At 50.7% G+C, this 15,782-nt stretch carries 9 protein-coding genes; 4 read left to right on the top strand and 5 right to left on the bottom strand.

Annotated features, from left to right (window positions below):
* Positions 1–136: 136 nt before the first annotated feature.
* The gene (locus LKK83_RS23405) at positions 137–514 is read right to left on the bottom strand and encodes a VOC family protein (RefSeq protein WP_324633847.1); all 378 of its coding nucleotides are present in this window, start codon (positions 512–514) and stop codon (positions 137–139) included.
* 100 nt (positions 515–614) lie between these two features.
* Here LKK83_RS23405 and LKK83_RS23410 point away from each other — a divergent pair, with 100 nt between their 5' ends.
* On the top strand, positions 615–1,277 hold the full coding sequence (locus LKK83_RS23410; RefSeq protein WP_324633802.1) for a DUF1449 domain-containing protein: 663 nt from the start codon (positions 615–617) through the stop codon (positions 1,275–1,277).
* A gap of 105 nt (positions 1,278–1,382) precedes the next feature.
* Positions 1,383–3,557 (top strand): SPFH domain-containing protein, encoded by a 2,175-nt coding sequence (locus LKK83_RS23415; RefSeq protein WP_324633803.1) that lies wholly within the window; start codon positions 1,383–1,385, stop codon positions 3,555–3,557.
* A gap of 183 nt (positions 3,558–3,740) precedes the next feature.
* On the opposite strand, the gene LKK83_RS23420 is transcribed toward LKK83_RS23415, so the two are convergent.
* The 4 genes from LKK83_RS23420 to LKK83_RS23435 all read right to left on the bottom strand — a co-directional run bounded on the left by LKK83_RS23420 (position 3,741) and on the right by LKK83_RS23435 (position 10,137).
* Entirely contained in the window at positions 3,741–5,171 is a 1,431-nt protein-coding gene (locus tag LKK83_RS23420; RefSeq protein WP_324633804.1) for a sodium/glutamate symporter, read from the bottom strand.
* A gap of 200 nt (positions 5,172–5,371) precedes the next feature.
* On the bottom strand, positions 5,372–8,026 hold the full coding sequence (gene mutS / locus LKK83_RS23425) for a DNA mismatch repair protein MutS (RefSeq protein ID WP_324633805.1): 2,655 nt from the start codon (positions 8,024–8,026) through the stop codon (positions 5,372–5,374).
* Positions 8,027–8,322: 296 nt separating this feature from the next.
* Positions 8,323–9,345 (bottom strand): histone deacetylase family protein, encoded by a 1,023-nt coding sequence (locus LKK83_RS23430; RefSeq protein WP_324633806.1) that lies wholly within the window; start codon positions 9,343–9,345, stop codon positions 8,323–8,325.
* 351 nt (positions 9,346–9,696) lie between these two features.
* The gene (locus LKK83_RS23435) at positions 9,697–10,137 is read right to left on the bottom strand and encodes an NUDIX hydrolase (protein WP_324633849.1); all 441 of its coding nucleotides are present in this window, start codon (positions 10,135–10,137) and stop codon (positions 9,697–9,699) included.
* Positions 10,138–11,519: 1,382 nt separating this feature from the next.
* Between LKK83_RS23435 and LKK83_RS23440 the strand changes: the two genes are divergently transcribed.
* Together LKK83_RS23440 and LKK83_RS23445 are read left to right on the top strand one after the other, a co-directional pair.
* Positions 11,520–13,340 (top strand): N-acetylmuramoyl-L-alanine amidase, encoded by a 1,821-nt coding sequence (locus LKK83_RS23440; RefSeq protein WP_324633807.1) that lies wholly within the window; start codon positions 11,520–11,522, stop codon positions 13,338–13,340.
* A 272-nt stretch (positions 13,341–13,612) separates the two neighbouring features.
* Positions 13,613–15,463 carry an N-acetylmuramoyl-L-alanine amidase gene (locus tag LKK83_RS23445; protein ID WP_324633808.1) on the top strand — a complete coding sequence of 617 codons (1,851 nt, stop codon included), beginning with the start codon at positions 13,613–13,615 and terminating at the stop codon, positions 15,461–15,463.
* The last annotated feature ends 319 nt before the right edge of the window (positions 15,464–15,782 follow it).

Below are 15,782 nucleotides of genomic sequence, written 5' to 3' on the forward strand. Positions count from 1 at the left end.
TTTTACCTGATGTGAATTCCCTTTGTCAAGCACTCCATCGAAAAAATTTGCGGCTGAATATTGACAGAGACTCAGGATAAAGACTGTGGGGTGGGGAATGCCCACCCGACGAATTAAATCGGCGCGAAGTCAGGGTTTATTTCGCGCCGACGACTTCTTGAGGAACCGAAGCGGGTTCGTAGAGGTATTCAAACCAATTGCCATCCGGGTCTTTACCGTAAAAAGAAGCCGTTCCATCGCGATGTTCGTGGATATCGCGCACATCAACCTTTTGGGCTTTTAATTGCTGGTAAGCCGATTCCATTTCGGCGCGATCGCTGAAGACAAAGCCAAAATGAGGACCGGCTTGTTTGTAGCTGGGAGTCAACAGGGCTAAACCATCGCCGCCTGCTTTCAGATAGGCCCAGTCCGGATCCTTCCAGACCACCTCCATGCCCAAGTTTTGGTAAAAATTAACCGCGCGATCGAGGTTTTCAACGCAAATTGCCACGTGACCGATTCGTTTGAGCTTCATCTCGATTAAAATAGCATTATCCTTCTTCTTTATTATGATATTGGCAATCATGTAGAGCGATCGCCGTTCTGCTGGATTGTGGTTTTAGGGGACAACCCATATGTTATTCCATCCCGCCAACTTACCTTACTGGATTTTACTCGGGGTTGGGATCTCCTTATTCCTGCTGGTGATTGTCACTGGGGGCGGAGAGGATGATTTCGATTTCGATTCCGATATGGATCTCGATGTAGATGCCGATGCCAATGGCGCACTGGATAATTTCGGTCCGATGCAAATTTTATCATTGCTCGGTCTCGGGCGGGTACCTCTAATTCTGTTAATTGCCATTGACTTGAGTTTGTGGGGATTAACCGGATGGACCTTGAACGCGATATTCGGCGTTCCGGGGGGGTGGTTAGCCAGTGCAGTATTTATCGGTTCTTTGGCGATCGCCCTAGTGGGAGGGCGAGTGCTCTCACAACCTGTGGGCTATCTGTTTGCCTCATTTAGTGAAGATACCAGTCGCGATCGCTTAATCGGTTGTATTGGTACCGTCACCTCCGCCACCATCGAAAGTAAGAAACTCGGCCAAATTGACGTTTTAGATAACAATCGCAACCTCGTCACCGTGACTGCTGCATTGCCCGAGTGGGCCACGGTCATTCCCCAGCGCGGCGACAAAGCGATCGTCATCGATCGCACCGACGAGTGTTACATTGTCATTGCGGATCGGAGTGTAGATTGCGATCGGTGGTTGGGGGAATTTTCGCGAGACCGATAAACTGTCATTCCTTCCCTGGGGAGGAGTCGAGAGGAAACGCCAGTTTTCTCGCACGTATAGACCACAAGCCTTGGTAAATTATCCGTACAATATGGGGGTAATCTCATGTTATTTTGGCTAACGCTTCTCGAAACCCTACCGCGTCTTGACCTGCAAGACAGCGCCAGATTAGAACCAGCCTGCGAGGTGGCATTTGCAGAAGAGAACTCCGCCAACACATCACCTGCTTATTCTACTGCGATCGCGCAACTTCAGCCCGCCCAAACCAATCTGGTGGAAAGCGTCTCCAACAACTCTGCATTTATCGTTGTTTTTTGGATTGTTTTTGGATTAATTGCGTTCGGTGCCATTCTAGCATTAATTCGCAAATTCTATAAAATCACTCCCACCAACGAAGCCTTTGTAATTACCGGGTTATTTAGCAAAAAGAAAAGCGTCGTTCTCAATGGCGGCTGCATGATTATTCCCGGATTTCAGGAATACACCCGAGTCCCCCTGAAAGAAATCTCAATTGATGTAGAACGCACCGGCAAACTAGCCGTTCGCACCCAAGATTACCTGCGGGCGGATATGAAAGTGACATTTTTCGTCTGCATTAATGCTTCAGAAGACGATATTTTTACCGCCGCCGCGCGCTTGTCCAACGAGGGGCAAATCCAGATAGAAAACATCAAAAAAGCCCTAGAAAATCGCGCCGATGATGCGATTCGGGCGGCGGCGAAGACCAAAGCCCTGGCAGAAATCGATTCCGATAAATTGGGATTCGCGCAAGAAGTGCTAAATTTAATCGGCCCGGACTTGAAAAAAGTGGGATTAACGTTAAATAGCATTGCAATTTCCGAAATTGGCGAAAGCGACACCTATACCAATGACTTTTTCGACGCCCAAGGGGTGCGCCTGCGAACCGAAACCATCCAAAAGTCGATTAAGCAAAAGCGCGAAGTCGAACTGACCACTCAAATTGAAATCGAACAAAAAGAGGTTGAAGCAGAGAAGATATCCCGGCAAATTGCCAATGATAACGAACGGGATAAGTTAGAGCGACAATTGGCGATTGAAGCCGAACGCGCCCAACGAGAGCGGGAAATTCAAGAAGCGAAAGACCGCGAAATGGCAGCTATCGAACGGAGTAAGATTTTACAGGAGAAAGCGGTTGAAGAGGAAAAGATTAAAAACAAATTGGCCGTGCAACAAAGCCAAATTGAAGCGGATATTGCGTTAGAAGAGCGCAATAAGCACTTGAAAGTAGCGCAAGCGGTACAACAACAAGAAGCCGAAATGGCGGAAATCAATCGTCAAAAAGGCGTGCAGCAAAGTCAAATCGAAGCTGATATTGAGTTAGAAGAACAGCGCAAGCGGTTTCGGGTGGCACAAGCGCTGCAACAACAAGACGCAGAAATTGCAGAAGTGCAGCGTCAGCAGCAGGTAGACTCGGCGCGATTGCAGTCTCAGGTAGAGGTTGCGGAATCGGAACGATCGGCGCGGATCGCACAAGAAGACGCGGCGATCGCGATCGCGAACAAAGAACGGGAACGATCGCTAGCCGAAGCGCAACGGGTAAAAGCGGAAGCCGATGTCGCAACAGCAAAAGCGATCGCCGAAGCGCAGCGCCAACAACAATTGGCCGAAATCGACGCCGAACGAGAAGCACAACAGCATAAAATTGGCGAGCAAAATGTGGTAGAAATCGAAGCCTATCGCCGTCGGCGACAAGCAGAAGCCGCACAACAAGCCGCCGAAATGGAAGCCGAATCGATTCGCACTTTAGCCGAGGCAAATCGCGAAAAAGCGCTTGTAGAAGCGGAAGGATTGCGCGAGAAAATTGCCGCCGAAAATGCGATTAGCGATGCGAAATTGAAAGCGGAAGTGATTCAGGCGATCGCCCCCATGTTGGTGGATAAACTCCCCGCCATTCTGCAAGCCCTAGCACCGCAACCGGGGGTTTTAGGCGACCCGAAAGTGTATTTATTCCCCGGAAGTAATGGCAGTAACGACATGGGAGAATTCAATAAAATTCTGCTTTCGACCAGTGGTTTGTCGCTGATTAATGCATTTTTGGAAGAGGGGAAATTAGAAAAAGTTCTCGGTTTAATGGGGAATTTTATTGGCAAGAATGACAGCACTGGCAATAGTGGAGAAAAGTCCGACAGTGAAGCAATGCCAAAACCACCCAAATCACCAGCGACTCCCGCGCGATCGAGCGAACCGATACCCCCTGGAAGCACCTCGGCGATTCAACAGGTTCGCAAACCCGGTTCGGGGGAAAATAATGTGTCGTAATCTCAGCAGTGCGATCGACCCGTTGCGGTTGGATTGAACTGGGTAAATTTGTTTGGGGACAGGATGGTTTTCCTGTCCCTAAAATTATGGCATTTTGCCCAGGAGTGATTGTGCTATGCGTGATTTGATGTTTTCTCCATAGCCGATCGAAGTCGGCGATAGCGATTCCTTCAGACTTATCTCTTATCTCCTTCTGGCGGCGCGCTTGTTAATTTGGCGAAAATTATACAAGCCAAACGCCACCCAAAACACCAGCAAGACGGCGGTGAGGATAAAAACTGGAAGCGGACCGAACTGATAAATCAACGGAGGAGCGGCTGCAGTGAATAAACCGCCGCCGACGATCGGTTCGAAAAACAACTGTTTGTAGGCAAAACTCTCGAAGGCACCGGAATGATTGTCCGGGTCTACCATGCGAATCAGCAAAATGCCGGTTGCCGTTACCCCCATCGATTGTCCCATGTCACCAATGCCCCGTTCGAACCAATATGAGGGAAGAATCCGAGGTGCGAGGAATAGAAACGCGGCGATATTCCAGGTAATGCCAACCACAGATAACAGCAAAAATGGCACGAGGTTCGCGCCGAGAACGGTGAGAGAGATGCTCGCCAGGGCGGTGACAATGGTGACATCCAGAGCCACACCCGCGATGCGATTGGTCAAGGTGCGATCGATGAGCAAGCCGAGACCCAAGCGCACCATCCCCACCTGCACGATCAGCCCGCCAATCAGTGCCATTGGGAATAACGGCACATAGCTCATCACCTCGATGCCGCCTCGACCCCAGGTTATGGATTCGATAAAAATCAGCGCTTGCAGGATCGACCAGCCGATCGCGATCGCCAATCCCACAAAGCCGAGATTGAGAGATAGGGGATCGATCAGTAAGTCGCGCAGCAATATGCTTCTGGCTCTGCGAATATCCGGATGTTCGATGTGAGTCGGTTCGAGATTTTCCTCGATTTCTTCTTGAACGTTGACCTTGACATAACCTTTGCGGCGACCCCAATCGGCGAGCAGAGTGCCGGCGACAACGCCGGATACAATACCCACGGTAGCTAAACCGAGTGCCAGGTCTGCACCCGCCGGAAAGCCTAATTCTGCAAAGGTATCGCCCATGCCGGCGGCGGTACCATGTCCCCCTTCAAAGGCGATTTCGATCAGCGCGCCGGCAATCGGGTCGAGACCGAACAAGGGGGTGAGAACCAGCATGGCAAGTAACAATCCCAGTACATATTGTCCCCAAGCCAGACTTTGCCCGAAGGCGACTTGGGGTGCGGCTTTGCGCCAAATTTCCCGGGGTCTGGGAATGGTTTCGCCGAGGAAAAGTGCGGCAAAGACGACGTTGATAAAAATGCCGGGAGACTGCGCCCAAACTTGGCGGATTTGTTCGGGAAATAAGCCAGAGGCAAAGGGGGAATTCGGGCCGGCAATCGCGGTGGCGATCGCGCCCAATGCACCCGGACCGAGTAACAAAGCTAACAGGCCCGCTACAATCGAACTGGGCAAATACAACGCTTTCAACACCGATATGTTTTGTCGAATTAAACGCCCCAGTAAAATGAAAAGCCCGATGATAATAAAGGCAAAAAACGCATCAAATAGTTGAATCATGGCATAATTTCGATAGGTGGTAAATGAAGTGGCTCAAACTCCTTGGGGTTAAAGAGCGGTTTAAGCCGTTCTATTGTAATCGATAGTTTCGGTTCTGACAAGAACTACAGGTTTTGCGCCCCGAGCCAAAGAAATAGCCCGCTGGTGCGGGCGGGTCAGGGAAATACTTCAATATGTTGTAATTCTGGGGGTGATTTCGGTCAAAAATCAACCCCACCGAAAGGGTCGATCGCGCCTTGATTTGCCGTAGGTTCTGCGGGTGCGCCTTGGCGCAGTCCCACGGCAATTTTGCTGTGTTTTTCTATCTGACGCATCACTTCTCGGGCGCGTTGAATAACCGGGGCGGGCAATCCCGCCAGACGCCCCGCTTCAATTCCATAGGAGCGATCGGCTCCACCGGGATGAACTTGGTGCAAAAATACGATGCGATCGGGGAATTCTTTCACGGTAACTTGATAGTTTGCCACATTGGGAAGCACTGAGGCCAATTCGTTGAGTTCGTGGTAATGGGTGGCGAAAATCGTTCTGGCTTGAATCTCAGTAGCGATATATTCGGCGACGGACCACGCAATGGAAAGGCCATCAAAAGTGGCAGTTCCGCGCCCGATTTCATCTAAGAGAACCAGGGAATGAGAGGTGGCATGGTTGAGGATATTGGCGGTTTCGTTCATTTCTACCATAAAGGTGGATTGACCGGTGGCTAAATCATCCACTGCGCCGACGCGGGTAAAAATGCGATCGCAAATGCCTAAAGTGGCCGAAGTTGCGGGTACGAAACTGCCGATTTGTGCCATTAATTGAATCAATCCGACTTGTCGCAAATAGCAACTCTTGCCACTGGCATTCGGACCGGTTAAAATAATTAAATCAGGAGCGGGGCGATCGCCGGTTTGCGAACTGTAGAATCCTCCCAATCCGGTAGAATTAGGCACGAAGAAACCCACGGGCAAGGATTGTTCTACCACCGGATGACGTCCTTGCAGAATGCCAATCTCTCGTCCTTGCACGATGTGCGGGCGACAGTAGCCGAGATCCGTGGCAATCTCGGCTAAGCCGCACAATACATCGGCGGCGGCTACCGCTTTGGCCACCTGACGAATCGTTCCTGCATGTTCCCCGACTTGCGATCGCAGGTGGGCGAAAATTTCGTATTCCAATTTATTCAGGTCATCTTGTGCGGTGAGAATCCGCGATTCCCGTTCTTTCAGTTCCGGGGTGATATAGCGTTCTTCATTGGTGAGAGTTTGGCGGCGGACGTAATCTTCCGGGGCTTGGTCGCTTTTTGACTTGGAGATACTGATATAATAGCCGAAGGTTTTGTTATAGCCAACCTTCAAATTGGAGATACCGGTGCGATCGCGTTCCTGCAGTTCCAGATTGGCAAGCCACTGGCGATCGCCTTCCACTTGCGATCGCATCTCGTCCAGGCGCGCATCCACCTTGGGGCGAATCAATCCTCCCTCGTTGAGATGCAGGGGCGGCGATTCTACCAAGTAAGCTTTCAGATGGTTGGCCAGTTCCGTGAGTTTCGGTGGCACTTTCTGCAAAGCTTTGATATAGGGAGAAGTGCCTTGGGCGGCTAATTGAGTCATTTCGGATAATTTCAGTAGGGAATCCGCCAAAGCGACTAAATCCCGCGCGCTTGCGGTTCCCGAACCGGCGCGCCCGGTCAATCGTTCCAGATCGTATATTTCGCGCAACAGCTTTTGTAGGTCTTCGCGCAGTTCGCTATTATCTATCAATTCGGCGATCGTATCTTGTCGCGCTTGGATGCCTTTGATTTGCAGCAGGGGTTGCAGCAACCAGCGACGCAGCGCTCTCCCACCCATTGCGGTTCTCGTGCGATCGAGCGCCCACAGCAGAGAACCGCTAAAGGTGTTATCGCGCACGGTTTGGGTGATTTCCAGGTTGCGCCTGGTTTGGCGATCGAGAATCAGATAGTCCGAGGGGATATAGGTGCGAACCGGTTGCAGGGGCAGGGGAGTTTCTTTTTGCGTGTCTTCTAAGTATTCTAGCAATCCCCCTGCAGCGCGCACGGCGAGGGGAAGATGTTCGCACCCCAAGCCTTCCAAACTGTGGAGTTTGAAGTATAGCAAAAGCCGCTCGCGAGCTTCGGATTGGGTGAAGGGTTTTTGCGATCGCAATGAATAGCAAAATGCCGAGGGCAGACATTCCGGTAGGTGTTGCGATTTCTCTCCGGGTCTGAGCAACATGCCAATATCCGGAGCATTGGTGGGAAACAGCACCTCGGAGGGTTGCAGGCGCATGAGTTCTTGGTGCAGTTGTTCGAGATCTTCGGCTTGGGTAGTGAAAAATTCTCCGGTAGAAATATCGGCATAGGCTAATCCCCAATGATTGCGGGCAATCACCACAGCGGCTAAAAAGTTATTGTTGCGCGCCGGCAGCATTCCTTCTTCTAGCACCGTACCGGGGGTGATGACCCGGGTCACTTCTCGGCGCACTAAGCCTTTTGCTTCTGCAGCGGATTCCACTTGATCGCACACCGCGATCGCATAGCCTTTTTCTACTAACTGCATCGCATAGCGTTCTAGGGCGTGATGCGGTACCCCCGTCATCGGTACCCGTCCGATTTCCCCGCCATGCTTGCTCGTTAGCACAAGTTCCAGTTCCCGCGCTACGGCGATCGCATCTTGAAAAAAGGTCTCAAAAAAATCTCCCACTCGATACAGCAGCAAGGCATGAGGATATTTATCTTTTACTTCTGCGTAATGCCGATACATTGCCGAGAGTTGGTTGCGATCGATTTCGCGATAATCGGCATTGCGAATATTGGGTTGGCTCGTTCTAACGCCAGTGGCGTCGGGTGGGGTAGATGCAGGGGAATATGATGTCATGGATTCCAGTGGTAGATATAGGGGTCAAGCAGTTCATCTAAAATAATAAATCCCTACCCTCCCGGATTACCTAAAAAATTGCTGAAATCTTCACTTTTGGCATTTTTCTTGACAAAATACTCCATCTGTGATAATTAAACTCCCCCGCGTCATCTTCATCCCTTCGGGGTAGAGGACCTCGGGCGAAATTCCTCTCAACCGGACCCTACAAACCCCCAGCAAAACCCCACCCTCCCTCGGTCAAAACACCTCCAGAATTCAGCCTTTTTCCTCCGCCTGACATCCGCCGATTACCCTTAAGGGTAGTTGGCTAAAACTCTGATGTGACTGAGCGCTGCCGATATCGTTATCGGGATATTATATCCGCCACCGTGACAAGAAATCACCGGACAATTGACGCGATCGGCCAAATCTAACACATATTCCGTTAATTCTTGAAATTCTCCATTCGACCAATTCGTGACCCCAGCACCGCAGTCGCGAACATGAGAATCATACCCGGAGAAAATCAAAATTAAATTCGGCTTCCAAGGCAATTTCTCTAAAGCAGAATAAAACACATCAATACTCTCTAAACCTTTATAAAAATTGCCGCTTAAGTTCACTTTTTCCAAAAAACTGGTTTCCAAATTTTCCGGGAAAATCGGAATATTACAGTGCCCCAATCGAGCAGCAACAGTTGTGGTGCCGAGGTTTAAATCAGATAATTTCGCCATGTACAAGTCCAGCCCATGATGAATGCTGATGCAATACACCCCCGGATCGTGACTAAATATCGACTGGGTGCCATCGCCGTGATGTAAATCCCAGTCTACAATCAGAATTTTTTCAAATCCTTGGGTTTGAGCATATTTCGCTGCGGCAGCTTGCGGATTGAGCAGACAATAACCATGTCCCCAATTTCGATAGGCGTGATGTCCGACTAAACTGAAACAGTAAGCGCGGTCTATGTGACCTTTTTTCATACAGTCGATCGCTTCCATGATGCCCCCTAAACTGTAGAGGTATCCGGGGATGCAATATTCTAATCCTTCGCATTCAAGGCTTAATTTAGGACTTGATAAATTGAATCGTTCTAGAGGTTTGTCGCGTCCCATCAGCAGCAGTTGCTTGAGATATTTTCGGCTATGAACCCTGAGATATTCACTGTAACGGGCTTTTCGCAAGGGCAAGGAGGGGTAATCCCGCAGGTGGGTTTCAAGTTGCTGGCGCACTTGGCTAAAATGAGGCAATGAATAGCGCCGGAAAAGAATCAAATGGGGGGATTTTGCAGTCAAACAAGTCTGCGGGTGAAGATAGGTGGCGAATCGGCTCATCATTGGGCAATCGGTGAAGAACAGTACAAACAAAATAAGTGAAGCGATCGCTTCGACTCGTCTAAGACTCCGCACCCTCAATCGTGACCCGCGAAGGGTCTGCTAAAGACAGCCCCAGGAGGCACTGCCCACTCTATTATTACCGCGTTTAGGGTAAAATGAGGTGGGAAAACAAAACCGTTACCTGTAATTTGCTTGTGGTGTTTGAATCCACGCCCAGGGGTTAACTCCTTTCACTTCATAAAAATTCTTGATGCTTTTTCTTTCTCGGCGACACAATCCCACTTCGGGAAGAAGACAGCCCCACACTGACCCCTTCCCCCTAACGGATCTCTCTCGGTGGAAAAATTTTCCCTATGATTTCAATAAACCGCGCTCGATAAACTGCAAGAAAATCTGCTGATGAGGACCCCCCAGGGGTCGAACTTCATCCGCTTTTTCCGAGTAGCGATCGCCGCGCCGAATGTCCTCCGGCGTCCATAATCCCATATCCCACCCTTCATTGAGCACTAACTCATCGAGACCCACCGTTAAGGGCGCGTGAAAAACATGACGCACCACTTCTGGGGTCTGATAAGAACCAAACTCCCACACCTGCGGCGGTAAATAACCAATTTCTTCTTGCAATTCCCGCTTGAGGGTCATTTCCGGGGTTTCTCCGGGTTCGAGATGTCCGCCAAACAATCCCCAATACCCCGGATAGACAATTCCGGGGATATTATCGCGCAGTTGGAGGAGAAACTGACCCTCGCGGTACAAGATAGCGAGGGCAACATGAACGACTTTCTCGCTCATCGGCTTTTTAAAATTTTTCATTATAGCAATCAGAAAGGTTCCGTGCAACATCTCTCCTGAGCTTATCATTTTCTCTGCTTCCCGTTGCTGGAGGTCATTTTATTGGAACCCTTCTTCAGAGAATTTTCTGCTTCGATGAAATTCATTTGTAAAAGTTACCTTGGCAGCATGGCGGGTTTTGAAAAATTAGTTATTTCCCAAAAACTTCTACCAGATTTTATATGTTAACGATAAATAAAACTTTTCAATATTCTCTTGTGAAATACAGTCCCGAAACCTAAAAAAAAACGCCGATCGCCCATATTATGCAATAGCCAGAGGTCGGCGATCGCCCGCACCATTCCTTACTTAATTTATCGTTCCGGATCGGCCTTTTTAACAAACGTACTATCCTACAAGCTCTCGAAAAAAGGTAATCAGCCGAGGTTTACCGTTTGGAATCTGAGGTGTTTCCCGATTCCATCCTTGGCTTTACCTTTTATTTAAAGGAACGAAATAAAGGGAAAATCTTCTCTTGTTTTCCAGGTTTTTCCAGTCCCCAGCTATCCGTTGACGTTCGAGTGGGAGGCATTAGAAAGCTTGAGGTGTGTCACAAGTGTTGAGTTATCCATTGGGTCTCAAATTAGCCGGATTCGCTAATTCGGAAATTTGCTTAAATTTTTGACTGACAAACCGCAATCTGTAGGTAAAAAATAGAGCGAATGGGGCAATGGAAATTGAGTGGATTGTAAAGATAGCGGTGGTTCAGGGGAGGCGAGGGAAGCTCGCTCTAACCGACCTGTCGTCTTATGGTTAGCCTCGTTTCTTCGTTCTACCGAAGAGTGAAGACAAACAAGCCCAATTATCGGGTAGATCGATGTCCTCTTTTGCAGGGCATTTTTGTCATACTTTCGAGAAAATTCAGGAAACTGGAGTGCTTTTTTTTGGCTAGTTTTTCTCCCAATTTCCGAATTGTATGATTTTCAATAGAAGGGGAAATGCTTGGAAATCTGCCATACATTTCCAGCTATTTAAAGGAGAAACTCTAACCCGAAACTAGAAAAGGAAGAAAAATGGTTAGAGTTTCAAAGTTCGATACCGCAAAAACAAGGGTTGGGCGAGAGAGGAGGTGATATTAAAAATTCTCCAAAACCCCACCAGTTTTGCCAGAACTCGTCGGTGAGTTTCCCCTAATTCGAGGGGAATTCAGGGCAGTAGAGAGCTGATGAAATGAGCGCTTGGCAAGCTCGATCAATGGTGGGAAATGGAGCGATCGGCGAGGGTAATTTATTGCCCATACTTGAATCAATCCGAGTAGGAGCAATTCACCAATCGATAAGATTAGCCATAACAATCGGGGGCGTCAATACCTTGTGTAGAGTGATTCGAGCGAGAAGAAAAACGTGACCCAAAAATTGAATTTCCCAGCATTAAATGCGCGCCAATTGAGAAAAAATCTCATCGTGAAAGGCTTAGTGCCGGCGCTTGTCGGTGCTTTTGTATTAGCAGCGCCTGCGGCGGAAGCGGCGAGACTAGACTCTTGGCGATTTGAAGCCAATCAAAACCGACTGTCATTTCGGACCATTGGCGGAGTCCAACCCACGGCGAAACTGATTTCCAACCCCACCCGGTTAGTGATCGATTTACCCGGAACCCGGTTAGGGCGGCGGACCGTGCGAGAGCGAATTGGCGGAACCGTGCGAGAAATTCGCCTGGGACAGTTTAATTCCCAAACCAGTCGAATTGTGGTAGAACTGGCCGAAGGATATACCTTGGATCCCGAGGCGATTGAATTTCAGGGCGTGGCACCGAACCAGTGGATCGTGCAATTACCTGCGCCGCAGCGGAAAGTGGAACCTGCGCCCCGGGATCCCGCGATCGCGGTGCCTTCAGTCACCGAAGCGAGTACCTTGCTGCAAGACATCGAGATAACCGATCGCGGATTTGTACTGCGAACTAGCGGGCAGAGTCCTCGCATCGACCTCAAACCCAGTCGCGATCGCACCTGGCTCACCCTAGACTTACCCGGAGTTAGCCTATCGCCGCAACTGAGCCAGGGAAATCTGTTTGCCGATCGCCTGGGCGTAGAACGAGTGCAAGTGATGCAACTCTCGGACGACCCACCATTTACCCGACTCATCTTCAATTTAAGCGATCGCCGACAACAGTGGCAGGCGCAGGTGAGCGATCGCGGCGCTGTGCTGCTGTGGCCCTCCGGAGAAACGCCCCCCGAACTCACCGCCGAGATGACGCAACTCGCCACCATCGAATCCATCGAAGTGGCCAATAACGGGAGTGAAGTGATTGTGAATAGCGATCGGCCCATTGCCTACAAAACCGAATGGGATCCCCAAACCCTCGCCTATCGCCTCACCCTATTTTCCGCGCAGCTCACCGATCGCGTAGAACAATTGCGCCCCGACACCGGATCCTCCATCTTGTGGGTGCGGCCCACCCAGGAAGACCCGCAAACCGTCAGCATCCTGGTGCAACCCGCTGCCGGGATCCAAGTCATAGGGGTAGAACAACCCAATCCCGAACAGGTGGCGATTCAACTGCAACCCCGTACCGTCGCCACAAAAGCCCCGGACAGCGCGCCGCGCACCGAACCGGACAAAATCCCGATTTCCGTACCGCCGCCGACGAATCCAGCGCCCCAACCGGCCCGGGCGAACAATCAGCGAATCGCGATCGTCATCGATCCTGGACATGGGGGACGCGATCCCGGCGCGATCGGGATTGGCGGTTTGCGCGAAAAGGATGTGGTCACTGATATCTCCCGACAAGTCGCCGCAATTCTCGAGCAAAATGGCGTAACGGCGATTATGACTCGCGAAGACGACCGAACCCTCAGTTTGGCAGCGCGAACCTCATTAGCCAATCGCGTGGATGCCGATTTATTCGTCAGCATTCACGCCAATGCAATTAGTATGTCCCGACCGGATGTCAATGGTTTGGAAACATTTTACTATCGCGCTGGGCGTAGCTTAGCCCAGTACATCCAAAACAGCATGTTGCAAACATTTGATGACATGCGAAACCGAGGCGTCCGACGGGCGCGGTTTTACGTGCTGCGCCATACTGACATGCCTGCGGTATTGGTCGAAACCGGGTTTTTGACCGGTCGCCATGACGTTCGCGTACTGGCGAATGCCCAAGATCGCGCCCGCATGGCGGAAGCGATCGCCCGGGGAATTTTACAGTATATTCGACAAAACCCCTAGATGGAACTCAAAAAATTCTGGCGATCGCGCAAAAAATCCCAGCAAACCGATTGAATGGGAAGATTGAGGAAAAAAGTCGCTTTTTCTATCCCCTAAACCCTATGTTATACTTGGCCTCGGTCAAACCTTTTCGGGATGGGTGCTGCTACATTTGTAAAGACATAAAATTCCCTGCTTCAATGACGGCAAAAGTGACGAACGCATTGAACCGTGCAATTGTTGAGAGGGTAAAGAGGGAGCGATAACTCGTCCGTGTAGTCGGTAAGCAAAACATGAAACATCACACCCAAGCATTAGAGTCGCAAATTCGTGACAAAAGTCCAAGCAAAAAAAGTCAGCTCCCGCAGTGGATCTTGCCCGGGGTTCTCGGCGCATTTCTGCTAACGGCTCCTCCGGCGGAAGCTGCCCGACTGCAGTCTTGGCAGTTTGAAGCGAATCAAAATCGACTGTCGTTTAGAACCATTGGGGGAGTTCAACCCAGAGCGCAACTACTGTTCAACCCCACGCGGTTGGTGATTGACTTGCCCGGTACCACCCTGGGGCGTCAAACCGTTAGCGAATCGGTGGGCGGACCGATTCGCGAAATTCGCATCGGGCAGTTTAATTCTCAAACCAGTCGCATTGTGGTGGAACTGGCGGAGGGCTACACCCTGGATCCACAAAAAGTGCAGTTTCGGGGACTCGCGGCTAACCAGTGGACCGTGCAATTACCGAACCCGGAACCGGAAGTGAACAGACGCTCAGGGGTTTCCGCCTCGGCAGGATCCAACACCACCAGCGCTGCGGTAACTGGCGCGCAAACGGTCCTGCAAGACATACAGGTGGAAGATGAAGGGGTCATCTTTCATACCCGAGGGGAACAGCCAAAAGTCGAACTCAGACCGAGCAGCGATCGCTCTTGGGTTGCCCTAGATCTCGAAGGCGTCACCCTCTCGCCCCAAGTGCAACGACGAATCATGCAAATCGATCGCTGGGGAGTAGAAAGGCTCGAAATTTCTCAAGCCTCCGACTCGCCGCCCTTAACCCGGGCGATCCTGATCTTGAACGATCGCGATCGCAATTTGCAAGCCCAAGTCGGTCCTCGCGGTGAGGTAATCGTTTGGCCCGAAGGGGAAAAACCCCCCACAGCCAATGCCGCTCCTGTTAGCGGTTTAGCCACCATCAACTCCATCGAACTGGGTGCCAATGGCTCGGAAGTGGTCGTCAACGGCGATCGCCCCCTCAACTACACCACCGAATGGGACCGCGAAACCCTCGCCTATCGCGTCACTATTTTTTCCGCTCAGCTCGGCGATAGCGTTCGCAGAATTCGCCCCGATCGCGGCTCTTCCGTCTTATGGGTTCGCTCCACCCAAGAAGACCCGGAAACCGTGGTGGTGCTCGTTCAACCTGCCGCTGGCGTCCAAGTTGCCGGTGTGGCTCAATCCAGTGCCGAACGAATCTCGGTGAAATTGCAAGCCGGAGAGATGGCCAGTGTCTCTTCAGATGTCGTGCCGATTTCCGTCCCGGATACGACTCCTTCGACCACTATGCCACCTGCTCCTAATACTCCTACACCGGAAATCCCGGCGATTCCCGATGGCCGCATGGTAATTGTTATCGATCCGGGTCATGGCGGCTCAGACCCCGGCGCTGTGGGGATTGGCGGGTTACAAGAAAAACAGGTGGTCCTGGATATTTCCCATCAGGTGTCCCGGATTTTGGAAGAAAACGGCATCGGGGTAATTATGACCCGCCAAGATGACCGCACCATCGACCTGTCCCCCCGCACCTCCCTCGCCAATCGCGTCGATGCTAATTTATTCGTCAGCATCCACGCCAATGCTGTGGCGGGAAGACGCCCCGAGGTAAATGGGTTGGAAACCTATTACTATCAAAGCGGTCGGACGATGGCTCAGTATATCCAAAACAGCATGTTGCAAAGCTTCGACATGCCCAACCGAGGCGTGAAGCGAGCAAGGTTCTACGTGCTGCGCCATACCCGCATGCCGGCGGTTTTGGTAGAAGTGGGTTTCGTCACCGGCAATCAAGATTCTCGGATTTTGGCCGATGCCGCCCAACGCACTCGCATGGCAGAGGCGATCGCCCGAGGAATCTTGGAGTACGTCCGCGCCACTCGCTAACGCCCACCCAGGCGAATTGATTCCGGAGGGGCCAGAGCCAACATCACCGACTCCACCCGCCCCTCCCATCCCGAAATTCAAAATTCAAACTTGAGAAAAATCCGATTCTAAAACTTTTAAATTGCATAATTTTATTTCGGATGGTATGGATAATTGCCTACCATCATATATTGTTGTAAATTAATAAATTCGTAGGGTTTGTACCGCCGATAATGCCCAAAATACTGTGTGGCTTGCGATTTATCCAGGGTCTAGGAAAGGTAAATTGACGGCCAGGAGGGCAAATAATTGACAGAATAACTTGCAAATTAAATGTGTT

Source organism: Phormidium sp. CCY1219, assembly GCF_035615515.1.
Taxonomy (GTDB): domain Bacteria; phylum Cyanobacteriota; class Cyanobacteriia; order Cyanobacteriales; family Laspinemataceae; genus CCY1219.